Here is a 24,172-nt window from a genome sequence, read left to right on the forward strand (position 1 = left end):
GTCATGTCTCCTTATTCTTCAGTTGTTTTAGGTAAATACTTAAATATCTCTCCAGATTCCATTGCGTTTGCAAGCTGTAACGTCCAATCAAAATACTTGTGAGAATCTTTAATGAGAGCAAGATCTTTGTTCGCCGCATCTTTTACGTGTTGATCAGTTGTGTGATTTGCAATATCTATCAAAGTAGGCTCTACCTGTTCTGCAGCTTTCATGATCAAACTGCGTTCTTGGCGTATTTTCTTTATAAAGAACGTAATAAAGTTCCGTAAATAATCCTTCTCTGCTATATAGTGATCTTTTCTATCGCCTTTCTTCCAAACCTTTGTGATCATTTCTGTTTCTAATAGTTCGCGTATTCCATTACTTACGCTCCCTTTACTCATTGCTACTTGTTCTTTAATTTCATCAAGTGTCAATGGTTCAGAGGAAAAATAAAGAACTCCATAAATCCGACCTACAGAGGGAGTCACTCCATAAATCACCATAGATTGTGCAATCGCGCTAATCATTATGTCTCTTGCCTGCTCAATGGATTCATGTTCATTGATCAACTGCATCACCCTTTTGTTCATTTTATATAATTTAAATTGAACACATTAAATATATTATAATAATTGAACTAAAAAAACAAGGCATAAATGTAAGGATCAGTTGTAGAATGTGTCGTTTATTTATAAATACGTAACTAAAGGGGTCAGGCACCGCAAAAAGACATATGTCCATTTGTGGTGCCTGACCCCTTGTGATCTGCTATCTCTTTCCGGTCGCTCGGACGACGTACCTGTCCCTCACTGCGGTGATCAAGCGGTACTGGAACTAATGGTAAAAAGATATCAAACCTATCCAATAGCGGACCTGAAATCCATCTATTAGAGGTTGTTCAAAAAGTTACCAAATGATAAGCGGCGCATCTCTGGCCCACACGATGTGTGTCATGCAGGCGTTGCCACAGGACGTGGCGACATTAGTCGACCTTCTAATTTGCCGACTTTTTGAACACATACTATTATATTTTTGAACGCCTTTCTCACTACATGTACTTGGCAAGTGCAGCGATAGCCTTACGAATGTCTTCCTCTGTGTTATAAAAATGCGGTGCAATTCGGATGACATCATTTCGGGCAGATACGATAATGCCTTCTCCCCTTAATTTCCCTTCCACTTCCGGTGCATTTACCACATAGATGGCTGTGTTTGAACCCTTTTTCGTAACATCTTTTGGACTTTTAACCGTTAGCCCCCTTTCTTCTGCCACAGAAATTGTCAGTCGCGATAGTTCTTGAAGATATTGCTCGATGCCTTTACTATCCCATTGATTGAGTATTTTTAATGCTGCTTCTGCAGCAAATCCATTAATCATTGGAAAAGTTCCTGAGTCAAAGCGCTTCGCATGTTCAGCGTAATCTACATTTTTAATATCAAAGGCAAACGGATTACTTTGCCCAAACCATCCCGTAATTTTCGGTGTTAATGTTTCAGCAATCTCTTTTTTTACGTACAAAAAGGCAATCCCTGGAATTCCTAATGCATATTTCTGTAACCCAGCAGCAAGCATATCGATATCCGTTGCTTTGACATCAATTTCACATTGTCCTAAGGATTGATAAGCATCGACAAATAAATAACTGCCTCTTTCATGAACAATATTGGCTACCTTTTTTAAGTCCTGCTTATACCCGTCATAAAACGAAACATGAGAAGTGCTGACAAGCAATGTTTCCTCATCGACCACCTGTTCATAATCTTCCAGATTGGTGAAATTGCTTTCGTTTTTGTTAATAAATTGAACATTGTAATGATCACGATGAGATAACCAAATATGACCTACCGTTGGAAAGTCAAAATCGGTAACGAATACTTTATTTTTTTTCTGATTAATAAAACTTGTTGCGACAGTTGATACAGCATGTGATACACTAGATACAATAGCTACTTCGCTTACATCGGCATTAATCATTTTGGCAAATTCCAAGCGGGCATTTTCACATGCTTTCATCCACCCTTCCCAATTCATGCCCTGTTCTTCCCAAGACTGAACATAACGATTAATCGATGCTTTAACATCTACATGAAGGGCACTTTGTGAACAACTAGAAAGCTGGATCTTTTCCTGTAAAATTGGAAAACCCTCACGAATCTTACTTACATCTAGAATTTGACTTACATCATTAATCAAATCGATCATCCTTTCTTTATTGGAGGCTATCAAACGATGAATATAGTACCGGAGACGACTTCACCTTGGCTTGATCATTTAGCTTTTTAATTTCTTCATCAGCTTGCTCGGTAGCTTGCTCGGTAGCTTGCTTGGAAGACTGGGAAACTAGTGGGATAATTGTCTTATAGCAAGGGTCTGACCTTAATACACATGTCCCTTTTTTCAAACTGGCACTTAATACCTTTCCCGTACCAAAAGTTATAAGAAGTAACCGTTTGACTGAGTTAATGAATACAATTATACTATAATTATAATTACGAGTGGTTCAATAGCCACTCGACAACTGTAACTACAGGCCGCATAAAGAGCGGTGACCGAAGTTGTAAATATAAACAGAAGAAGTAACCGTTACCTTGGTCGGGGGCGGTTACTTTTTTCTGTTTAGAAATGCGACAATTGTTACAACAAGCGTAAGAGCAGCCAATATGGTTAAACCCAAACTGTGCTATCAAGCTCAATGCTTCATATGTCGTCATTCTACCACCTCCCTTCTAAAGGAGAGATGGCCAACCGCTCACCATGCTATGTAGTTACTATTCTAGTATACTATTTTTAAAACAAACACAAACATAAAAAGAACGTATGATCCTATACTTCATTTAACAAAATGCCCATTACTAATAACACCTCATGCTAAAGCAAGGACAAGGGAATAGGTTAGTTATCTCTACTTCCTAAACTAGGACACTGTCTCTACCCCCGTGTATCACCAGTTGCGCATTTAATTTGCCTGGTTGCTCGTTTACTACTGGAACTTGAGCACACAATCGCGGCAACTTGAGCGATTATCATTTCCACTTGCGCATTCCCTCACCGAACTTGAGTATATGCTCCACTGTCCATTCAAAAAAGAAAAAATAATGCTTTGTCCACAGCAAGGATCTGACCCCAATACCATAAATATTATATAATTTTCAGAAAATTGACTTGACGTTTAAAAACTGACCGCTTAGAATAATTTATAAATAGGCTTTTGGTTAAATGGCAAGGGAAGTGAGGGTAAAGTGACGCTAAGAAAGAAAAAATTTGCGAAGAAAAAAGAAGAAATTTTACACTCTGCGATTAATATTATTGCAGAGAGGGGATATCACGGGACGACGATGGAGGACATCGCTTCGAACCTCTTCATCACAAAAGGATCTCTTTATTATTACTTCAAAGATAAACAGGAGTTGGTTTTTCAGAGCCAGATTATGCTGTTACTACGTAGTATTGACAACATGATAGCTGTGCAGCTAGAGGATATCCTGATAGCGGAAAAGCTAAGAAAGGCGATGAGGGTTCATGTTACATACTTACTTCGGGAACGTTCTGGTTTTGAAATGATGATTCAGCCGGATCATTTGTTTTCTAAACAACAGCTAGAGGAAATAGTTTCGCTAAGAGAGCAATATGGTACTTACTTTGACCAAATGATCAATGATGGCATAGAAGAAAAGGTGTTCCATGTAACAGATTCAAAAATCGTTCGAAATATCATATTGGGTGCGATGAATTGGGTGACACAGTGGTATTCACCTAAAGGAAAAAAAGATGTGACAGAAATTGCAGATACGATAGCGGATCACCTTATGAGGGTTGTTATAAAAAACTGAATTGTAAGCGGATACAAAAAAGCATTGCAATATTGGAGGGGATAAAGATGATCGTAGAGAATAGTGTGGCAGTTATTACCGGTGGTGCTTCTGGTTTAGGGGAAGCTACTGCTAGAAACATAGTGAAACATGGTGGAAAGGTTGCTCTTTTAGACTTAGATGAAGATAAGGGGAGCCAGCTAGCAAAGGAGCTTGGCGAAAAGGCGCTATTTGTTAAAACAGATGTAACGGATGAAGCAAGTGTAGAGGCAGCTTTAGACAAAGCGGCGGGGTCTTTTGGAGAAATTCGTATTCTTGTGAATTGCGCTGGAATTGCGATCGCTAAGAAGACGATTAAGAAAAGTGGTGCACATGACCTTGGTTCTTTTTCACAAGTGATTCAAGTGAATCTTGTCGGGTCATTTAACATGATTCGCCTTGCTGCAGAAAAAATGTCCACGAATGAACCTAATGACCAAGAGGAAAGAGGAGTGATCGTAAACACGGCGTCAGTTGCAGCATTTGATGGGCAAATGGGGCAGGCAGCATACAGTGCGTCAAAGGGAGGTATTGTTGGCATGACATTACCGATTGCAAGGGATCTTTCCGGGTATGGCATAAGGGTCATGACGATTGCACCTGGCCTCTTCAACACGCCACTTTTTGCAACACTTCCAGAAAAGGCGCGGAAGGCATTAGGGGAAATGACGCCATTCCCATCAAGGCTTGGTGAACCAAGTGAATATGCCAAGCTTGTGCAAAGCATTGTAGAAAATCCAATGCTAAATGGTGAGACAATCCGACTCGACGGTGCCATTCGTATGCAACCAAAATAAAGGAGGCGATTTCATTTGACTAAATCCTATTTGGGAGAGGAACACGATATTTTTAGACGGTCGTTACGTAAGTTTCTCGAAAAAGAGGCCTACCCTTATTATGATCAGTGGGAAAAGGAGAAGGGTATTCCGCGTTCGTTTTGGAAAAAGGCAGGCGAGCAAGGATTTCTTTGTCCGCAGGTGGAAGAAAAATATGGAGGGTTTGAAGCCGATTTTGGGTACGCGGTTGTCATCGCGGAGGAATTTGAAAAGGTCGGAAGCAGTATGGTCGGAATCGGTCTTCATAATGATATTGTTATTCCTTATGTGGAGAGCTATGGGACGGAGGAACAAAAGAAAAGATGGCTTCCGAATGCGATTAGTGGGAAATACATATCCGCAATCGGTATGACGGAGCCCGGTGCTGGATCAGACTTAGCAGGCATTCAAACAACAGCTGTTAGAGACGGGGACTATTATATTGTGAATGGGGAAAAAACGTTTATCACGAATGGCTATTATGCAGACCTTGCCGTAGTCGTTTGTAAAACAGATCCAAAATCAAATCCTCCGCACAAGGGGATCAGTCTTTTAGTAGCCGAAGCAGATACACCTGGTTTTACGAAAGGGAAAAAGCTAGAAAAAGTCGGTCAACATGCAAGTGATACAAGTGAACTCATATTTGAAGACGCTCGCGTACCTGCTAAGAACCTGCTCGGGGAAGAAGGAAAAGGCTTTTATTACCTTATGGAGAAGCTACAGCAGGAACGATTAATGGTATCGATTCAAACGCTAGCTTCAGCTGAAAAAATGCTAGAATTGACGATTGACTATGTAAAGGAACGAAAAGCATTTGGGCAAAGCATTAGTAAGTTTCAAAACACGCAGTTCAAGCTTGCCGAATTGAAAACGGAAATCGAAATCGGTAGGACGTTTGTCGACCGATTGATTCAAGATCATATCGCCGATAAAGAGGTAGTGTCAGAGGTGTCAATGGCAAAGTGGTGGTCGACCGATTTGGCGCAAAAGGTAGCTATTGAGTGCATGCAGCTACATGGTGGCTATGGTTATATCGAAGAATACGAGATTGCGAGAAGGTACCGAGATGTTGCAGTTTCCTCCATTTATGCAGGCTCTAATGAGATCATGAAAGGGATTATTGCGAAGAAAATGGGATTATAGGGACAACACTTGAATACGATTTTAGAAAGAGGCGAAAAACTTGAAATTTCATAAACTATCTATAGGCGATGCCTTTACAACACAAAAGGTGACCTTAACAAAAGAGGATATTTTATCGTATGCAGAAAAATATGACCCACAATACTTTCATGTTGATGAAATAGCAGCCGCGGCCAGTCCCTTTGGTTCCTTGATTGCTTCTGGGTTTCAGACATTGTCTGTCGTATGGGCGGAATTTATCAAAATGGATGTACTCGGTAAGGATTGTTTAGGCGGACTTGGCGCAAAAGAGATAAAGTGGCGAGCACCTGTTAAGCCGGGTGATCAGTTGTCGGGTACTTATGCGATTGAAAATAAGCAGGAGCTCTCAGACGGGAAGCGTGGAATTGTAACTTTTGGTATTTCGATCCGGAACCAAGAAGAAAAGGAAGTATTGTCAGGAAAAACGGATATTTTGATTTCCGTATAGTTACCTTTGTAAGGGTTTCCAACAATGGATAGATATAGGAGAGGAAGATAGGTATGGTGGAAGCTGTTATCGTAGAAGCGGTACGAACACCGGTAGGAAGGCGCAACGGGGTGCTAAGCGGTATTCGTGCAGAAGAGCTAGCCGCTAAACCATTAGCGGAGGTAGTCAAACGTGCTGGGATTTCTGCTGAACTAATAGAAGATGTCATTATGGGATGTGTCTCACAGGTCGGGGAGCAGGCCTTTGACATTGCGAGGCAAGCAGCGTTGATTGCAGGCTATCCAGTTGAGGTGCCTGGCACTACCATTGATAGGCAATGTGGCTCAAGTCAGCAGGCGATCCATTTTGCGGCACAGGCAATATTAAGTGGAGACATGGATGTCGTTGTTGCGGGTGGGATAGAAAATATGTCCCGTGTTCCGATGTTTTCAAATATGCAAGGCGTTCAATTAACGGAGGCATTAACGTCCAAATACGAAATCATCAATCAAGGATTATCTGCCGATCGGATTGCAGATAAATGGCGAATCGATCGTGAGGAGATGGATGAATTTTCATTAAAAAGCCACCAAAAAGCATTACAAGCAAGGAAAGAAGGCCGGTTTGATAGGGAAATCATGCCGTTGGATGTAACGCTTGAGAACGGTTCTACGATCAAGGTAAAGGATGACGAGGGACCAAGGGAAGATACGAGCCTGGAAAAATTGGGTTCCCTAAAACCTGCTTTTAAAGAGGATGGTAGCATTACACCAGGTAATGCGAGTCAAATTAGTGATGGAGCAGTTGCGTTGTTACTTATGTCACGCAAACGCGCAGAGGAACTAGGCTTGAAACCTAGATTTAGGATCGTGGCACGTTCTGTTGTTGGGTCCGATCCAACGTTAATGCTGACAGGGCCAATTCCAGCAACAGAGAAAGTCTTACGTAAAGCAGGGCTTTCTATTGGGGATATCGATGTGTTTGAAGTGAATGAAGCATTTGCCTCTGTTCCAATGGCTTGGTTAAAGGAAACTGGTGCAGATCCGAAAAAGCTTAACCCAAATGGTGGGGCAATTGCACTTGGTCACCCGCTTGGAGCTAGTGGTGGAAGGCTCATGACAACGATGATGTATGAGCTTGAGCGAGTAGGTGGTAGGTATGGCTTACAGACGATGTGTGAAGGGCACGGAATGGCAAACGCGACTATAATCGAACGACTCGACTAAATTTTTTGTGTAACAGAGAGGGAGGGTAAGGAATGCCACTCCAAGGATATCGTGTATTGGACTTAACGAGGCTTTTGCCCGGACCGTACTGCACGATGCTACTCGCCGACTTTGGTTCAGAGGTCATCAAGGTGGAGGATGAGAAACATGGCGACTATGCGAGGAGATATGAGCCGAAGCTAGATGAAAATAGCGCCATTTTTCATTCGCTAAACCGGAATAAAAAAAGCGTCTGCCTCGATTTGAAATCTACTGAAGGTAAGGAAGCTTTTTTGAAACTGGTAGAAATATCAGACGTTGTAGTGGAATCCTTTCGTCCTGGTGTCATGGAAAGGCTTGGTCTTGATTACGAAACATTAAAGGAAGTGAATCCCGGATTAGTCTATTGTGCCATTACAGGTTATGGACAAACCGGTCCGTACGCTAGTGACCCTGGCCATGATATCAATTATCTCAGTCGCTCCGGTTTACTAGATGTAATGGGTGAAAAGGATGGCAAACCAACCATTCCTGCCACACAAATTGCTGACATTGGTGGAGGAGCTTATCCCGCAGCAGTTGGTATATTAATCGCCTTGCTAGAACGAGAAAAAACAGGTGAGGGTCAATTCGTAGATATCTCTATGCTAGATGGAGTCATTTCCTGGTTGCAAACCCTATTACCTGGGTATTTAGCGAGTAATGTATTGCCGAAGCGGGGCGAAGAGATGCTAAATGGTGGCCTTGCATGTTACGAGGTATACGAAACAAAGGATGCGCGCTGGCTAGCCGTTGGGGCATTGGAGCCAAAATTTTGGAAGAACTTTTGTGAAAAGATTGATAGAGAAGAATTTATCCCATTATTACACGCACCATTAAGGGAACAACATATGCTTAAATACGAAATACAAAAGGTAATCTCTACCAAATACATGATGGAATGGGAGGACATTTTTGCCGATACAGAAGCATGTGTGACTCCTGTTCTTACACTAGAGGAAGTGGTGCGTGACCCGCATGTACTGGCACGGAAGATCGTTCAACAAGCTTCATTAGATTCCATTAACCATATAGATAATCCTATTAAACTATCACGTACACCGGGTAAACACCGTACCTGTGCCCCTAAATTAGGGGAACATTCCGATAATGTGCTAAGAGAACTCGGCCGCATTAAAAAGTAATAGAGTGATGATTGTTGAGGAAAAAGGAATGGAGTGGCAATTTGATCAACCGAGGAAATACATGATGAGAATCAGCTAAGAGAAACGGAAAAGAAGTGTTTATAAAAAATGGAGAGGAAAAAAAATTATGATGAACACACCCTTAACGTTAGTTTCTTTGATTGAACGAGCTGAAAAATATTTTCCTAAGAAAGAGGTCGTTTCTCGAACATCCTCAGGCGTACATCGATTTCCGTATAAGGAGATAGGTAAGAGAACACGGTCCCTTTCGAGTGCACTTGAGTCATTAGGTGTGAAGAAAGGAGACCGTGTTGGGACATTTGCCTGGAATCATCACCGACATTTAGAGGCTTACTTTGCCGTGCCTGCAATGGGTGCAGTCCTACACATGTTAAATATTCGTTTATCGGCTGAGCATCTTAGCTATATTATCAACCACGCGGAAGATAAGGTGTTACTTATTGATTCGGATTTACTACCGCTAGTCGAAAAAATTAAAGATCAGCTTTCGACAGTGGAAGCATTCATTGTGATGACCGATGAAGAAGCATTACCAGAGTCTAGCTTGGAAGCCCTTTATTCCTATGAAAAACTTTTGGAAAAGGCCGATGAATCGTATGAATTTTCTCATGATATTAAAGAAGATGATCCTGCTGGAATGTGCTACACATCAGGAACGACAGGCAAACCAAAAGGAGTTGTCTATTCACACCGTGGTCTCGTACTTCACAGTATGGCACTCAGTCTAGCTGATACAGCAGCCGTTTCCGAATCGGATGTCTGCATGCCAGTTGTACCGATGTTTCATGCGAATGCATGGGGAGTTCCATATGCCGCAACATGGACAGGTGCAACACAAGTCCTTCCTGGCCCAATGCCTACACCAAAGATCCTTGCTGAACTAATCGAATCCGAAAAAGTAACAACAACTGCCGGAGTGCCAACCATTTGGCTAGGCCTTCTAAAAGAACTAGAGCAGAACTCCTATAATTTAGATAGCCTACGTGCTGTTCTTTGCGGTGGATCTGCTGCACCTAAAGGAATGATTCGTACTTTTGAAGAAAAATATGGCATTCCGTTTATCCATGCGTATGGGATGACAGAGACGACACCACTTGTCATTATATCTAGATTAAAGAGCTATCAAATGGAGCTACCTTATGAGGACAAATTAGAAATCCGCTCGAAGCAAGGTATAGTTGTTCAAGGTATTGACATTAAGGTCATCAACGAAAATGGTGAAGTGAAGCCAGATGGAAAGGAAATGGGTGAGCTACTCGTGCGCGGACCTTGGATTGCGGACAGCTACTACAACGATGATCGAAGTAGTGAAGCTTTCCATGATGGGTGGCTCCATACCGGAGACGTTGTCACGATCGATGAAGAAGGCTTCGTGAAAATCGTCGATCGTACGAAGGATTTAATTAAAAGTGGTGGAGAATGGATTTCTTCTGTTGATTTAGAAAATGCCTTGATGGCCCATGAATCCGTGTTTGAAGCGGCCGTCATTTCTGTCCCAGATCCAAAATGGCAGGAGCGTCCAGTAGCGTGTGTGGTGATGAAGGATGCCTATAAAGATACGGTATCAAAAGAAGATCTACTCGATTTTCTTGCGCCACAGTTTGCAAAATGGTGGCTTCCAGATGACGTTCTTTTTATGGATGATATTCCAAAAACATCGGTTGGTAAGTTTTTAAAAAGTGCGTTACGCGAAAAGGTACGCGAGCAGTATACGCCACAATAATCTATTAAAGTGCGTGTTCAAAAAGTCGGCAAATTAGAAGGTCGACTAATGTCGCCACGTCCTGTGGCAACGCCTGCATGACCCACATCGTGTGGGCCCGAGATGCACCGCTTATCATTTGGTGACTTTTTGAACATCCTATTAAACTATTCAAAAGGAGTTGTTTCTATTATGTTTGCACCATTGACCCCAATTGACTGGAAAAGAAGGGCAGTCAAATATTATCCAACAAAAACAGCAGTGGTAGATGGAGATAAGGAATTTACGTATCAAGAATTTGGCGAGCGTAGCGATCGTCTTTCTGTTGCGCTTCACGAAGCGGGCATAAAAGAAGGTGATCACGTTGCTGTCATGCTCCCAAACACACATTATATGCTGGAGAGCTTTTATGGAATTTGCCAACTAGGTGCCGTGATGGTTCCTTTAAATTATCGAATATCTGCCTCTGATATGGAGTACATCATCAACCATAGTGATGCCAAGATGTTAATTGTCGATGAAGAATTTGCGGATACGATCAAAGAGATTGAAGGTAACTTGGCGCTAGAAAGAATTGTTATCGTATCTGTAGAAGGCTATAACACATCGTTGATTGGACAGGATTACGAGGCATTTTTGGAGCATGCTTCCACAAATGTTCTGCCCCAGGTTGAGATAGATGAAAATCAGCTTTTAACCTTGAACTATACAAGTGGAACGACATCGAAGCCAAAGGGCGTTATGTTGACACACCGTGCAAATTATATTAATGCGGCTAACTTCATGTACCACCTTGGAGTAGAGCACGACGATATTTACTTGCACACGCTACCAATGTTCCATGCAAATGGCTGGGGTGGTGTTTGGGCAATCACAGCAGCGGGTGCAACCCATATTTGTTTACGGAAGGTCGATCCACCGCTCATTCTTGATATTTTTGAAGATAAGAAGGTCTCCCTATTGTGCGGTGCACCTACTGTCATCAATATGCTCGTGAATGAACCTAAGGCAAAAGAGGTACACATTACTACAAAGCCAAGAATGGCAACAGCAGGCTCGCCACCAGCTGCTGCTTTAATCCAAAAAGCACAGGACATTCTTGGGTTAAATATGATTCATGTGTATGGATTAACGGAAACTTCCCCGTTCATTCTGTATACAGAGTGGAAAAAAGAATTTGATTCAAAATCAGCCGATGAACAAGCGACAATTAAGGCTAGACAGGGAATCGAGCTCGCTTTTAACGGAGAAACAAAGGTCGTCCATCCTGATGGAGAAGAAGTGAAATGGGATGGCGAAGAATTAGGAGAAATTATTACCCGTGGTAATGTCGTGATGAAGGGTTACTACAAGGACGAAGAAAAGACAGCCGCGGCAATTAAGGACGGCTGGTTCTACACCGGAGACCTCGCTGTTACCTATCCCGACGGCTACATCGAAATACGTGATCGTGCCAAAGATTTAATTATTTCCGGCGGGGAAAACATTTCTTCCACGGAAGTAGAAGGGGTCCTTTATAAACACCCTGATGTCCTAGAAACTGCTGTAATTGCAACCCCGGATGAAAAATGGGGAGAAGTCCCTTTGGCTATTATCGTCTTGCAACCAGGTGCAACCGTATCCGAACAGGATATCATCCATTATTGCAGAGATAACATGGCCCATTTCAAAGCACCGAAAAAGGTGGACTTTGTCGAATCCCTTCCAAAGACAGCTACAGGTAAATTACAGAAATATCGCCTGCGCCGTATGTACTGGGAAGGCTCGAAGCGGGTGAATTAATGGATTTACTGGAGGAATATGGACTAAAACTTATTAAACTTGACCTTCCATTTCGTCTTAATCACGTCAATTGCTTTCTTGCTGAAGGGGAAGATGGCTGGACAGTTATCGATGCAGGGTTGCATAATCACGAAACGGTCCAACGATGGGAGAAGGAATTGGAAGGAAAAAATGTAACAGAAATATTGATCACCCATTACCATCCTGATCATTTTGGGTATGCAGGCCAAATGCAACGGAAAACGAGCGCAAAGGTGTCGATGACGAAAACGGACTATGACATGGGGTTAACTGCATGGCAGGGGGATTTTTTGCGTAAGCTTAAGGACCATTATAAGTTGTCAGGCATTCCTACTGATCAAGCTGAACAGATGATTCGGAATACGGAGGAGTTTGTCCCACGGGTGACCCCTTACCCAAAAGTAGATCATTTTTTGGAGGAAGGCGATCTTGTTCAGATTGGCCGGTATGAGTATGAAGTCATCTTTACACCCGGACATGCAGACGGTTTGGTGAGCTTTTACAATAGGAAGAAAAATATGCTGCTTTCAACCGACCACATTCTCCCTAAGATTACGCCAAATATCTCTTACTGGTTTCATGGTGATCCGAATCCGTTAAAAACGTATCTTCGGTCATTAGAAAAAATTCGAAAGCTCAATGTCGACCTTGTCGTTCCATCCCACGGAAGACCATTCCATGGGGCAAATGATAGGATTGATGAGATTCGTGCACATCATGAGGAAAGGCTAGATATGACTTTGGAGATTTTGCGAGATGGCGGCACTATATATGGAATTTGTCGAAAATTATTCCGTCAAAAATTGAACGTACACGAATCGAGATTTGCAATCGGAGAAACAATTTCTCATTTGGAATACTTGAGAAATCAAGGAGCATGCAAACGGGAGGTCCTTGATGGGGAATACTGGTATTTTACATCTTGATTCTAAAGGGGTCATTCACCACCAAATAGGGTGAGTGGCCTTTTTTTCTACTTCATCATATCCTTCAATTCTTATAATCTATCAGTTTTCGACAAATTTCGGGGCGTCACTGTACCATCCCTTTGTCCACGACAGGAATCTGACCCCATAATATAATTTTGACTTATACTATAATTACTTTTATAATATAAATAAAATAACCGAGTGGTTGCAACCACTCGGTAAGCGTAACTACAGACCGCACAAAGAGCGGCCAACCAACGTGTATTTTATGTTTTTACAAAGAAGTAACCGTCTTTTTCCACTGGTAATGGGGACGGTTATTTCTTTTTGTTTAGAAAGACAACAATAGTTACAATAAGTGTAAATGCAGCTAATAATGTTAAACAAAATTGAGCTACTAGGCTTAAAGCTTCATATGTTGTCATTCTACCACCTCCCTTCTATAGGGAAGATGGTCAACCGCCCACCTGCTATGTAGTTACAATTCTATTATACTACAATTCGAATAAACAAACATACATTCGATTGGTGGTAATCATTTTTTCATTATTCCTCGAAGTCCATTATAGTCTACCTACACGGAAAAACCTGCAGTTTGTCCATAGCGGGGGATCTGACCCCATAGCCTACAAAGCAGCTTCAATCAACTCCGAATCCACTGGAAATAATTTCTTGGACGAGGTACCCGCCCCGTGTTACTTATACCATCAACGCCTTTATATTTTTATCCAATTTATCTGCTTGGGAACATGTAGCTGTTACATCACTCCACATTTCTATAACTAATGGAATTAAAGAGTCCCTATATTTTTTTGCTGTTTTATTTGGTTTTCCATTGTTCTTTCTTTTTAACAGTTTATAAGGTGACTGTGTTAATAATTCATCAGGTTTATTCATACATTCGAAATGCAATGGGGCTAATTGATGTTGCTTATGATAAGCAGCAAGAACCCATGCCTCAAGATTATCCATAGGGATTATAAAAATAACCTTGTTAGGTAAAGGTTGTTTTAAATACGAAAGCAACCAATTTTCTAACTCCTTAACTGTGTCTTCTGCTGGGGGACAGCCTTTAAAGCAATTTACATCCGGCTCTCTAGCCACGTCACCGTCCAACTGTATGATTAGTAGGTCCAAACCCTGTACGCCGTTAACTAATAATTCCAGACCACCTTGTTCTGCTATAGATTGACACCAATCCCTTACACCATGCCAGCCAGCACCAAAAGAGCCAAAACCAGGGGTTGCTGATAAGTCTGGTTGAAGTGGTAGGAAACGGACATTCTCCCCAAGCATATGGATAATGATTTCATTCAGCATATCAAAATCCCTTGGACCTTCTGATACTATTCCGATTTGATAGTCTCTCATAGATTCGGTACACCACCTAATCTACCCATTAGCCATAGTTTAGAAAGACTGTAACCCTCGTCTAAAAGTTCTTTTGTTACAACGATTCTATTAACCTCTGTATGACCTTTCCTATTTCGTTCAACCGCGAACAGTCTAATATCAGTATTACTTATATCCAAACCGTCAAGTACCAGAGGGTTATGCGTTGTTAACAATGCAATTTTATTATGTTCAATAACTTTTTGAGTAAATACCTCTGTAACTTTTCTTGCTAACCTAGGGTTCATTGCTTGATCAAAATTATCAACGGCAAAAATTTTAGTTGATCTTTCATGCATTGCTAAAATTAAAACAAAGAGAACAAACAAGGACCCCTCACTAGAATCATAAGGTGTTAGTTCATTTCTATCATCACGCATGTAACGGTCGGTAAATTTAACAGCCTTTTGTCCTGTGGTAACTCCAGGAGCTACCATATCTTTATTTGGTTTACCTACAGAAATACCGTCTACCCAATCAATTAGTTCATATAAGTCATCAATATCTAAGGAGCCAAAAAGTTCTTCCTTCATATCCAATAACTCTTCAACAGATTCAGCCAATCGCCCTCCAAATAACCCTAGTGGATCACGTTGAGAAGTGTCAGGTTGAATTCCTCTTAATGTAGCAGTATTAGGTGTATAGATAGCATAATCCTTAAAAAAGTCATAAAACTCTTGCAAGTTAATAGGTTCAGTACTACTGGAGTGGATTCCCTGTAAAAAAGACAACCAACCCTTATTACTATCTACCTCAAAATTAGGATAACCAACTACTTTTCCTGATGAAGCTTGTGATCTGCCAAATATTTTTTTATCATTATAATATAAACCTTCTGTAAAGTAGTCCCAAGAAGGCTTTGGTCTTTCAATTGGATTACTTAAATTAACACTATAGTTCCATAAACCTGTTGACAGACGTGATTCTATACCCAACTCAAGCGTTCTCGGTATTCTATCCATTTTTTGAAAGGAGGATTTATATAAGGCCGGGGTTCCAAGCCTTACTCCACGGTGCGCTAAGACCTCATTATCGACCCTTCCAGATATAGCTCCACTAAGAACCCCCATTGCCTCGAGTAAGGAACTTTTACCGCTACCGTTAGCACCTATAAAAACGTTAACTTTTCCCAGTTCTATCGATTGTTGAAAAATAGATTTAAAATGTTTAATGGACAGATTAATTCCCAATTTCAATCCTCCCCTCTATTAGTCTATTAACACTATATTACCATTATTATTTACCAAACAATACTAAATCATTCAACTTAATTTTTGATTGTCGTTATTAAAATGGCAACAAAGGGACAGCTGTCAACTCCCACGGCTAAAGCAGTGGGGTTCTAGGGTACTTGCAAGCTTCTCAATGGTGCCCTTATCTTTCCTTGCAGAAAGAGTTTCCACCAAAGCACTGGCGTGTATTCTCCTAAAACATTAACGGACGTATTGCGTGTATAGCAAGGCACTTCTCTCAACAAGCTTAGAAAGACTCTTGATATGCTTTTCGTTCCGACTTCTATTGGGCGCTGTCACGACCAATCAGGTTTGTTTTTATGCGACAAACCAACGCAATGTTTTACTTGGTGATTCTTTTAGTCGTGCAATCTCAAGATGATGCAATTCAACAAAGTTATTCCATTGTGCGTTGCATAAATCCACGTCAACAGCATTAAAAGTTTCGTTTGTGTGAAGCACAACAAACCCAACCGCTGCTACACTTCTATCCTATCAATCTTCGACAATTTTCGGGTCGTCACTGTACTGTGACCATAACTACCAATTCACTTCTCATGATTATACTAACTATCTAGCGTCATGCAAGATGAAAAAATGCATGTAAAGGAAAGGAACTTGTTGGGATAATGCACCAATGGAAAGCTTTTTCGGGAAGCTTAAAGAGGAATCCATATGAATTCATAAATCTCGTACCATAAAGGAAGTCGATCAATTGATAGACTGGTATATGGACTTCTATAACCATACAAGAAAACAAAAAGGGGTAGGAGGATCTTTAGCACTTACAAAATTATACCAAAAATGGGCGATTAACCCCAAACCTTTTGTATCTACTTGACAGGGGTACGGTCACAGACGCCTGAACTTGGGAAGTGACAGGCCCAAAACCAAAAAACTATAGTCCCTCAGCAAAGTTTAAGAGGACTGTAGCTTTCATCTTATATAGATCTATTTATTAATACGCGCCTCTTTTTAAAACAGCGATTTCATTCTTTCTTCTCGCCAATATGACATCGATTTCATTAAGAATATCTTTGGTTTCACTGTCAAAAGATATTACTGATCCCTCAAGTTGGTCCATAAGTTTTGCAATCTTTTGGTCTACATTGCTATTGCCGACTTTATCCATATATTTAAAGCTTTCGTATAAGGAAAAAAGCTCATCTGAATATTCCTTACCCTTCGTTTCTCTATAGATATTATAAATGCGCTTTTCACATTGATACATAAACTTCTGATCGTAAACTGTTTTCTGTTCATTACTATCAATACGTCCCGAAAACAACAAGAAGGAGAGTACTATTATTGTAGAGATTGCCAATATAATTATTTCCGTTATGATAAAGGAATTCAAACGGTTAAATGCACTGGAAAAGAAACAAATGGCAGTGATAATAAGAAGATTAATAATCAAGGTTACGGATATCCCTGAACTAATAAATATATTTTTTTTGAATGAATTAATTATTTCCAATCCAATAAACAGGGCTATTTCTGAGATCAGAATAAAACTTAACGCCCACCAGGTGATCGTAGTTTTTTGAATACCTAATAAGAAAAAAATCGTTAAAGTCGTTACTATTACGATTAAACCTATTATCCCTATTAATGTAATCTTAAATCTATTTTTCACTTTATATCACTATCCTTTATAGTTTCTCCCCACATTCAGGGCAAAATTTAGGCGATCCATTTATGTTTTCCCCACAACTATGACATTTCTTAACAAGTGACTCTCCACATTCCGGACAGAAATTCGCATGCTCATTTTCTAGTAAAGAACCACATTTCGGACAAGGTTTGGGTACAGCCTTTCCGCACATATCACACTTTGTAGCATTTTCCTTTAAGTCTGCCCCACAAGAGGAACATGGTGCATATGCTTTCCCACATTCAGTGCAAAACTTAGATTTTTTTGATAAACCGTTCCCGCAATTGCTACACACTATTTTATTTGTTATTTCCTCTTCATTTTTTTTATTCGTATCATACCCACAATTCGAGCAGAAGCGTTTATCCGCTTCCATTTCACTCTGACACTTTGGACATTTTTTCATTTCCTTCGTGTTTAAGGTTTGGGATATACCACTAACCTGACTCCCCATTACACCACCAATTCCAGTTCCTATACCAAGACCAATTCCTGCCCCCATAATACCCGCTTGAGACGAACCAGTGTTTTTTGCAGCTCCTTCAAGGGTATCAAAGGATCTCGCTTGCACATAGTTATATCCAACAATCTCCATTTCTGCCTTCTTAGCAAGGGCTTCTTTAAGCTTAATTACAGAACTGTCGTCTTCTGGTGTATTGATATCGTTAATGTAAAAGTTAACCAATTTGATTCCGTATTCATCCAAAACTTTTATCATTCTATTCTTTAAGTGATCAGACAGTTCACTTAAATAAGCATTGATTTCTAGAACACTTATTCCACTTTTCACTAAATAAGAAGAAATAGAATCTTTAACCATGGTAAGGTATAATCCCCTAAAATAAGTGATAATATTTTTTTTATCAATCATTGGAAGATTACCGACAAGCTTAATTAGAAATTTTCTAGAATCATTGATTTGAATTCCAAATTGGCCAAAAGAACGAACCGGAATAAAGACTTTATACTTCGGATCCTGTACTTGAATGGGAGACGGGGTTCCCCATTTTACATCTAAAGAATGAACCTTATTTACATACCATACTTCAGCTGTAAACGGAGAACGTCCACCAAATGGTAGATTAATAATATTATTTAATATGGGTATATTTGCAGTATTTAGGGTATGACGTCCCGCTAAAAATAAATCTAATGCCTGGCCACCTTTATAAAGAATCGCTTCTTGAGATTCATTTACGATTAATTGTGTCCATGTCCCGAGTTCTTCATTTGGATATTTCCATGCAAACACAGCTGGATTTCCGTTATACTTAACTACTTCAGCAATAGCCATAAAACCAAGTCACCCTTTAAAAGAATTTTAGTTCCATTATATTACTATTTTATTCCCCAAATGATCTGAAAGACATTAAAAAGTCTCATAAATATAAACATTTGATTCCCACTGTAGTAAACATCATCTTGGCTTCAAATTGAATTAAATTGTGGTCCCGCAATATTCACAATTACCAACTTTCCCCTTTTGTTTCACATTAGTTGCACCACATCCAGGGCATTTTACACTTTCCATTTCCGCATTGACTTCATTGTTTTCAATATAATTAGGTTTAGGTTGGAAATGTTGTGATTCTACTTCCGTGTAATCTCCTTTAGGATTTACACCATACTTGTTATCTCCAGATTTTCCTTCTGTACACAAAAGAATTAATAGCCAAATAGCTCCTATAAAAGGTATAACACTTATTAGAATAAACCACCCGCTCTTACCCACGTCATGAAGTCTTCTGACAGTAACCGCTAAGGATGGTAATAAAATGGCTAAATAATAAAGTCCATTAATTCCCCCATCAGTGCCTAAAGCAGTTTCTATGATAGCTGCAACCATAGCAAAAATAATATTAAATAAAAAAAACATCCAATATTCCTTACGTCGTGCTCTCCCACTAAAATCTGCGTATTTTTTTAAAACCCCCAGATACCAACTCACAATAATTCTCCTCTCTCTTCATTTCCATTTTTGTTTTTGGATCCATACTTAAAACAAAAAAACAAATTGGAAACTAAACTTATATTAATATATTTATCACTTAAACTATTATACATCCATCTTTTTTTTAGAAGTATATAACATGTATCAACATTGATATTGCATTGCAATGTCAATAAAAAAAGCAGACCACTTGTGCTAGTTAAAATAGTAGTCCATTTCTAAAAAACGCTGAGAAAATAATTTTTTTGATTGTATTAATCGGTAAGAGTCATCAACATTCATATCAAGAATGAGCAATCGACGCCAACACCCGCTCTCTGGACTTAACAGAAGCATCAGGCAAGCCGACTCCGTATCTTGCGAAATCCTCACCTCAACCTGCACACGGTAGCCTTCCAAACCTTTTAAGCCAATACTTGAAACCTTGACAGTCATACATATGCCTCCAATTAAATATTTTCAATATACAATTCGTCCTAAAACAGATAATCAAAGTAAAATGGGTAAGAAAAATAGGATGGGGTAACAATTGAGGTTTAAAATCAAAGTGATCCTTTTCTATCTACATCCAACTATATTGACAAACACCGCTATTCTACAAAATAATCCAAAATCCTGTTAAAATATAAATTAAAAAAAGAAATAGAAAGAAGCACAATAAACCTAACCGTGTACACTTCTATCCTATCAATCTTCGACAAATTTCCGGGGGGCGTCTATGTGATCATACATTCCTGGTTCTACACTTTATTTCAAGGTTTATTTCATGTATAATGAGACTATATTAAAAAAGAGAAGTGTTTAAAACACTCCTCCATGCAACTGATACCGCAAAGGTGGTAGTTGTCATGTTTTATCTTTTACGAGAGCCACCCTGCTTCCTACGGCGAGGGGTGGTTTTCTTGCTTTGTAGAATGCTCTTACGAAAGAAATAGGCACCAGTTTCACGCACAACCCCCTTCAGAACTTCACGTAGAAATTCAAGAAATGTTTCCATGATCGTCACCTCCTTTCCTAACACGGAAAGAAGCGTAACAACCAGTTTATCATATTCTACCATTCATCTTATCTATCAACATTCGACAAACTTCGGGGCGTCACTGTGACAATACATTACAATACATTTACTTTCTTATCTTTTAAAAAAGACAGCCCTTCAACTTATCAAGCTGGCCTGTCTAGATGGATACTCTACCTATGATGGCAGGCGAATCGCAATGATGTATAAAACATCCTCCCGGAAAAAAGTTCCGATTCCGATTAATCCAGAATTACATATATTTGCTTTCCCGACAATGTCCCCTAGCCAATTCGATTGCAATTGGATCTTTTATAACCATGTCCAAGCCATCAAGCCTACTACAAAGAAACTATCCCAAACAATCATTACATTTAAATATAAGGAACAGCTTGCTCTAAAAGAATCCTATTATACCATCGAAAAACAAATGTATCGTACTGCTGTTTGCATGCTTTCATTCTCTCAACAGAACAAACAAAGCAGCTAGAAAAAATTAGAGGCAGTTCTTCTTTCCCGCCAAATACGCATAGAAGGTTTTTTCTCCCACTTTAAGGAAGAGGCTTTTTACCCTTTCCCTTGTAAGACAGTAAAAGAAGCTTATCAAACTGTGGCTAAGTATATTCAGTATTATAATACGCAAAGGTATCAAAAGAGATTTAATAATATGACTCCAGCACAGTATTTCAATGTGATGATAGGATAGAACAACAGCAAGAACAGGCAGCGTGTGAACAGCTTATATCAAGCGTCGCACCGCTTTACATGGAGATGCGGGCAGTGATAACATAATTCGGTGTGCCAAGTCACTAATAACCTTGCGCCTTGGCAAGAAAATCATGCCCGCAGAGGTTCGATGTCAAGCTCAAAGCTAATGAAATGACATAAAGTCTAATATCTCTTTAGCTGCCGTTTATAGAGAACCTGTCGAAATATTTCGTGTCCAAAAAATTGGGTATTGACCACTGTGACCTAGAATTAAATTCTAGCATTAAGTCTACGAAGCATTTCAAATGTGTTTATATAGGGAATTTCAAAAGCACGGCACACATTAGGAATAAGTATACGTTTTTTAATTTCTCGTTTAAATTCTTCGTGAGTCACAACTGTGAGGTTGTAAGCTTTCGCATAAGCAACTAACCAACTATCTGCTACACTAGCAAACTCTGATTTTGCTGATTCATGAAATTGCTCATTGGTTTGTGCCCAGTTTATAACTTGTCCAAATGCATCAAATACTTTTTCATCATCAGTGGACATGAACCATTTACTAAATGAATCATTTGCCCATTTTCCAAGTAGGTCCTCTTGATCAGAACCAATTATTTCCCCCTTTACACGGTCTATACTAATTATTTTCTCGTCTTCTGCAAGTTTTTGTAAAGTTGTCCAGAAGGATGGGGCAATATCAAAGGCATAGTAACGACGGTGAGCTTCTATAAATACGTTCGCATCCAGTAAATACTTCTCACTCATAGGCCATCCCATGGCTCAAGTCGATTAGCAAATTCATTAAAATTTTTTCCGCTAAGCCCTGTCAATCTATACGCATCTCTATAAAGTAATTTGCCTTCTTTTGCATCACTAATGACTGCTTCTGCAAAGTGTCTTCCTATTCTAAGCGTTTGGTTTGCGTAAAAGTTGCCCCCATTACTTTTATTAGATTTATCTTTTTCACGTTCCCTGAGAGATTGTAAAAAATCGAAAAACGTATTCGTAGAAATTAATTGAGTATCAAGAGCCCTTCTTGCTATAACAAGTTCACTCACTTTAAATTTCCTTGCACCTTCTTGGAATGGATGATCATAAATAGCTAGGTCATTCCAAGCCTCAATGAAATCTTTTTCTGGAACAAGAAATTCTGCAGCAGTTCTGTTACACGCTTGTTCTATTGCGTCATCTGCAGGCAACAAGTTATCCAAGTCAAATATTGCACTAGCTCCGAACCATAGGTGAGCTAATTCATGAGCTAAAGTAAACATTTGTGCAGCTTTTCCATCGGCACCATTTATGAAAATAAGTGGGGCATATTTATCGACTAGAACAAATCCCCTAAATTCATTGACATCTAATTTTCGGTGGGTATTGTTGCCGACTATTCCATTAACAATAACAAGAATTCCGATATCCTCAATCTTTTTTCGCAATAGCCTTAGTGCTTCTTCCCAAGTACTACACTCAGAAGCCCAACCTTTATCTAAGCTTAGTTTTTCTCTCATTTTTTTTGCAACTTGTATTGCGTTCTCACTTACATTTACGGAACCAACAAAATCTTTTTCTAGTTGTCCTAAATCTAATAAATAATCACGCATCCATTCTTGACGCTGTTCCATCGTATGGAGGGTATCGATAAGTTCTGGACTAGGTTGAGAGATTTTTTCATCAGAAACAGTTCTGTAATGTGGGATTAGCAGGTGTTCTTCTGGTGGTTCATCAAGGAAAAAATATCCAAAAGGGGTAGATGTTGCTTTTGCTAATTTTTCTAATTGTTTAAATGTCGGTTTGCTTTCACCATGTATCCACTCCACTATCTTTGGAAAACTTTGCTCTATTATTAGACTTTTACCGGAACGGATAACTGCCCATTTCAATATATTAGGATTCACATCAACTTTAGCCATCACTTACACCTCCTTTTCTTTATCATATGAAAGTTTTTGGTTTTAGACAATAGGATTGCTTAAATTATGCAATATTATACCTGGAACTACTGTGTCAGCCCCCATATATGCCATAAATGCAAGGATGCATATGATTTCCTTTATGACTACAGATGGAAAGGTTCAGCTAACGAAAGAGGTATTGATAACCAAACTAAAATAGAACGGTTAGAAGAATTAATTTGTTCTTTAAAAGAGGAAAATCATAAGTTACAAGAAGAAATAGTAAATCTTGAAATACGGCTTGGAATTAGCCCATTCGATTGATTATTATTTATTCCCCCTACCTTTTATGGAGGGGGGACATCAAGCATTCAGTGAAATAATTTCTAGTATCATTTTCAAAGGCACGCATGTCCCTCAAATCTGTCTCGGTTGTCCCTAAAATATGGCATACATATCACTTTTAGATGGCAATATTCAAAGAGCAACAACCAACCACCACCCTCACAATATTCAATTGCTATTTCAGTTTATCATATTCTACCATTCATCTTATCTGTCAATATTCGGCAAATTCCAGGGCGTCACTGTGACCATACATTTTTTCGTTCTTAAATAGCGCTGGTCTAAAGGTGAGATTTTTATTATAAATCCTGCCAAAATGTGCACATACATTCCTGACATTTGATAAGGTTCGTAACCAACTTTCAACATATGTATATGGGACGGTATAATACGTTTTGGCGATTTCCTTTTTGTCTTCCTCTCTTAAGTTTTTGTATAGCTTTGATAGCGTCCCAAAAGAAGTAACTTCTATCGCTACCCAAATCGGAAACTTGCCTGCGTATTTGCGATAGTGATGCTCGATGAATAGTCCACCTTTTCTTCGAATAGCAAACGATTTTTCAAGTTCATTAAGGAATTCGTCATGCCAAGTTTCGTCTAAAAAATTCCCTTTATTCTCGTAACCAAGAGTACCATTATGAGCGATTAGATAAGTGATGTGTGTTCTAAACGCAATTTCAATAGTCTCTAAGGCTTCCATTAACAAGTGCCTTAGTTTGCGATCTACTTCATATATAGCTAATAACTGATTAAATGTTGTACCTTCAATAAATTCATTGTCCTCTTTAAGTGTTAACATATAGGCAGAGAGCCTGTAATAATTAATTCGCTTTAATGTTTCTTCAGCAAATTTAGAATTATCAACCTCTAAATTTCTTAGTTTCAATAGTTTGACT

General features: G+C 39.5%; 24 protein-coding genes and 1 pseudogene. 11 read left to right on the plus strand and 14 right to left on the minus strand.

Annotated features, from left to right (window positions below; genetic code table 11):
• Positions 1-11: 11 nt before the first annotated feature.
• Positions 12-557 carry a GbsR/MarR family transcriptional regulator gene (locus NC797_RS02825; RefSeq protein WP_334313171.1) on the minus strand — a complete coding sequence of 182 codons (546 nt, stop codon included), beginning with the start codon at positions 555-557 and terminating at the stop codon, positions 12-14.
• Positions 558-1,030: 473 nt separating this feature from the next.
• On the minus strand, positions 1,031-2,176 hold the full coding sequence (locus NC797_RS02830) for an aminotransferase class V-fold PLP-dependent enzyme (protein WP_272435137.1): 1,146 nt from the start codon (positions 2,174-2,176) through the stop codon (positions 1,031-1,033).
• A gap of 1,046 nt (positions 2,177-3,222) precedes the next feature.
• Between NC797_RS02830 and NC797_RS02835 the strand changes: the two genes are divergently transcribed.
• The 9 genes from NC797_RS02835 (at position 3,223) to NC797_RS02875 (ending at position 13,078) form a co-directional block, all read left to right on the plus strand.
• Positions 3,223-3,813 carry a TetR/AcrR family transcriptional regulator gene (locus tag NC797_RS02835; protein ID WP_272435138.1) on the plus strand — a complete coding sequence of 197 codons (591 nt, stop codon included), beginning with the start codon at positions 3,223-3,225 and terminating at the stop codon, positions 3,811-3,813.
• Positions 3,814-3,860: 47 nt separating this feature from the next.
• A complete protein-coding gene (locus NC797_RS02840) occupies positions 3,861-4,628 on the plus strand; it encodes a 3-hydroxyacyl-CoA dehydrogenase (RefSeq protein ID WP_272435139.1) in 768 nt (255 codons plus the stop codon).
• A gap of 15 nt (positions 4,629-4,643) precedes the next feature.
• Positions 4,644-5,789, plus strand: coding sequence for an acyl-CoA dehydrogenase family protein (locus tag NC797_RS02845; RefSeq protein WP_272435140.1), 1,146 nt, complete (start codon positions 4,644-4,646; stop codon positions 5,787-5,789).
• A gap of 40 nt (positions 5,790-5,829) precedes the next feature.
• A complete protein-coding gene (locus NC797_RS02850; protein WP_272435141.1) occupies positions 5,830-6,258 on the plus strand; it encodes a MaoC/PaaZ C-terminal domain-containing protein in 429 nt (142 codons plus the stop codon).
• 53 nt (positions 6,259-6,311) lie between these two features.
• On the plus strand, positions 6,312-7,463 hold the full coding sequence (locus NC797_RS02855) for a thiolase family protein (protein WP_272435142.1): 1,152 nt from the start codon (positions 6,312-6,314) through the stop codon (positions 7,461-7,463).
• Positions 7,464-7,495: 32 nt separating this feature from the next.
• Positions 7,496-8,626, plus strand: a complete 1,131-nt coding sequence (locus NC797_RS02860; RefSeq protein ID WP_272435143.1) for a CaiB/BaiF CoA transferase family protein — start codon at positions 7,496-7,498, stop codon at positions 8,624-8,626.
• Between the two features lie 127 nt (positions 8,627-8,753).
• Positions 8,754-10,370 (plus strand): long-chain fatty acid--CoA ligase, encoded by a 1,617-nt coding sequence (locus tag NC797_RS02865; protein ID WP_272435144.1) that lies wholly within the window; start codon positions 8,754-8,756, stop codon positions 10,368-10,370.
• Positions 10,371-10,541: 171 nt separating this feature from the next.
• Positions 10,542-12,131, plus strand: coding sequence for a long-chain-fatty-acid--CoA ligase (locus tag NC797_RS02870; protein ID WP_272435145.1), 1,590 nt, complete (start codon positions 10,542-10,544; stop codon positions 12,129-12,131).
• Complete coding sequence (locus NC797_RS02875; RefSeq protein ID WP_272435146.1) at positions 12,131-13,078, plus strand: MBL fold metallo-hydrolase; 948 nt, start codon at positions 12,131-12,133, stop codon at positions 13,076-13,078. Before NC797_RS02870 ends, NC797_RS02875 begins: the two co-directional genes overlap by 1 nt.
• 320 nt (positions 13,079-13,398) lie before the next feature.
• On the opposite strand, the gene NC797_RS02880 is transcribed toward NC797_RS02875, so the two are convergent.
• The 9 genes and pseudogenes from NC797_RS02880 to NC797_RS02920 form a co-directional block, all read right to left on the minus strand.
• Positions 13,399-13,506 (minus strand): putative holin-like toxin, encoded by a 108-nt coding sequence (locus tag NC797_RS02880; RefSeq protein WP_272435147.1) that lies wholly within the window; start codon positions 13,504-13,506, stop codon positions 13,399-13,401.
• Positions 13,507-13,780: 274 nt separating this feature from the next.
• Positions 13,781-14,452 carry a hypothetical protein gene (locus tag NC797_RS02885; RefSeq protein ID WP_272435148.1) on the minus strand — a complete coding sequence of 224 codons (672 nt, stop codon included), beginning with the start codon at positions 14,450-14,452 and terminating at the stop codon, positions 13,781-13,783.
• Positions 14,449-15,663, minus strand: a complete 1,215-nt coding sequence (locus NC797_RS02890; protein WP_272435149.1) for an AAA family ATPase — start codon at positions 15,661-15,663, stop codon at positions 14,449-14,451. The genes NC797_RS02885 and NC797_RS02890 overlap by 4 nt, the downstream gene beginning before the upstream one ends.
• A 360-nt stretch (positions 15,664-16,023) precedes the next feature.
• On the minus strand, positions 16,024-16,167 hold the full coding sequence (locus NC797_RS02895; RefSeq protein WP_272435150.1) for a hypothetical protein: 144 nt from the start codon (positions 16,165-16,167) through the stop codon (positions 16,024-16,026).
• Positions 16,168-16,663: 496 nt separating this feature from the next.
• On the minus strand, positions 16,664-17,341 hold the full coding sequence (locus NC797_RS02900) for a hypothetical protein (RefSeq protein WP_272435151.1): 678 nt from the start codon (positions 17,339-17,341) through the stop codon (positions 16,664-16,666).
• Between the two features lie 16 nt (positions 17,342-17,357).
• Positions 17,358-18,653 (minus strand): SPFH domain-containing protein, encoded by a 1,296-nt coding sequence (locus NC797_RS02905; protein WP_272435152.1) that lies wholly within the window; start codon positions 18,651-18,653, stop codon positions 17,358-17,360.
• A gap of 315 nt (positions 18,654-18,968) precedes the next feature.
• Positions 18,969-19,307, minus strand: a pseudogene (locus tag NC797_RS02910) (DUF805 domain-containing protein); the annotation flags it as partial.
• Between the two features lie 198 nt (positions 19,308-19,505).
• Positions 19,506-19,745: a hypothetical protein gene (locus NC797_RS02915; RefSeq protein ID WP_272435153.1), complete on the minus strand. Its 240-nt coding sequence runs from the start codon at positions 19,743-19,745 to the stop codon at positions 19,506-19,508.
• A 418-nt stretch (positions 19,746-20,163) separates the two neighbouring features.
• Entirely contained in the window at positions 20,164-20,307 is a 144-nt protein-coding gene (locus NC797_RS02920; protein WP_272435154.1) for a hypothetical protein, read from the minus strand.
• A 121-nt stretch (positions 20,308-20,428) separates the two neighbouring features.
• Here NC797_RS02920 and NC797_RS02925 point away from each other — a divergent pair, with 121 nt between their 5' ends.
• Positions 20,429-20,818 (plus strand): competence protein ComK, encoded by a 390-nt coding sequence (locus NC797_RS02925; RefSeq protein ID WP_272435225.1) that lies wholly within the window; start codon positions 20,429-20,431, stop codon positions 20,816-20,818.
• A 39-nt stretch (positions 20,819-20,857) separates the two neighbouring features.
• On the plus strand, positions 20,858-21,034 hold the full coding sequence (locus NC797_RS18400; protein WP_417168677.1) for an IS3 family transposase: 177 nt from the start codon (positions 20,858-20,860) through the stop codon (positions 21,032-21,034).
• 272 nt (positions 21,035-21,306) lie between these two features.
• Here NC797_RS18400 and NC797_RS02930 read toward each other — a convergent pair whose 3' ends face one another.
• The 3 genes from NC797_RS02930 to NC797_RS02940 form a co-directional block, all read right to left on the minus strand.
• Positions 21,307-21,804: a DUF4411 family protein gene (locus tag NC797_RS02930; protein ID WP_272435155.1), complete on the minus strand. Its 498-nt coding sequence runs from the start codon at positions 21,802-21,804 to the stop codon at positions 21,307-21,309.
• A complete protein-coding gene (locus NC797_RS02935) occupies positions 21,801-22,949 on the minus strand; it encodes an ImmA/IrrE family metallo-endopeptidase (protein ID WP_272435156.1) in 1,149 nt (382 codons plus the stop codon). Before NC797_RS02935 ends, NC797_RS02930 begins: the two co-directional genes overlap by 4 nt.
• Before the next feature lie 541 nt (positions 22,950-23,490).
• Positions 23,491-24,162, minus strand: a complete 672-nt coding sequence (locus tag NC797_RS02940; RefSeq protein ID WP_272435157.1) for an Abi family protein — start codon at positions 24,160-24,162, stop codon at positions 23,491-23,493.
• Between the last annotated feature and the right edge of the window lie 10 nt (positions 24,163-24,172).

This window comes from Terrihalobacillus insolitus, from assembly GCF_028416575.1.
Classification (GTDB): domain Bacteria; phylum Bacillota; class Bacilli; order Bacillales; family Amphibacillaceae; genus Terrihalobacillus; species Terrihalobacillus insolitus.

Coding starts and splice junctions, on each gene's coding strand:
- NC797_RS02825 (WP_334313171.1), bottom strand. CDS start 557: ATGCAGTTGATCAATGAACATGAATCCATTGAGCAGGCAAGAGACATA.
- NC797_RS02840 (WP_272435139.1), top strand. CDS start 3,861: ATGATCGTAGAGAATAGTGTGGCAGTTATTACCGGTGGTGCTTCTGGT.
- NC797_RS02855 (WP_272435142.1), top strand. CDS start 6,312: ATGGTGGAAGCTGTTATCGTAGAAGCGGTACGAACACCGGTAGGAAGG.
- NC797_RS02860 (WP_272435143.1), top strand. CDS start 7,496: ATGCCACTCCAAGGATATCGTGTATTGGACTTAACGAGGCTTTTGCCC.
- NC797_RS02865 (WP_272435144.1), top strand. CDS start 8,754: ATGATGAACACACCCTTAACGTTAGTTTCTTTGATTGAACGAGCTGAA.
- NC797_RS02870 (WP_272435145.1), top strand. CDS start 10,542: ATGTTTGCACCATTGACCCCAATTGACTGGAAAAGAAGGGCAGTCAAA.
- NC797_RS02875 (WP_272435146.1), top strand. CDS start 12,131: ATGGATTTACTGGAGGAATATGGACTAAAACTTATTAAACTTGACCTT.
- NC797_RS02880 (WP_272435147.1), bottom strand. CDS start 13,506: ATGACAACATATGAAGCTTTAAGCCTAGTAGCTCAATTTTGTTTAACA.
- NC797_RS02885 (WP_272435148.1), bottom strand. CDS start 14,452: ATGAGAGACTATCAAATCGGAATAGTATCAGAAGGTCCAAGGGATTTT.
- NC797_RS02905 (WP_272435152.1), bottom strand. CDS start 18,653: ATGGCTATTGCTGAAGTAGTTAAGTATAACGGAAATCCAGCTGTGTTT.
- NC797_RS02915 (WP_272435153.1), bottom strand. CDS start 19,745: ATGACTGTCAAGGTTTCAAGTATTGGCTTAAAAGGTTTGGAAGGCTAC.
- NC797_RS02920 (WP_272435154.1), bottom strand. CDS start 20,307: ATGGAAACATTTCTTGAATTTCTACGTGAAGTTCTGAAGGGGGTTGTG.
- NC797_RS02930 (WP_272435155.1), bottom strand. CDS start 21,804: ATGAGTGAGAAGTATTTACTGGATGCGAACGTATTTATAGAAGCTCAC.
- NC797_RS02935 (WP_272435156.1), bottom strand. CDS start 22,949: ATGGCTAAAGTTGATGTGAATCCTAATATATTGAAATGGGCAGTTATC.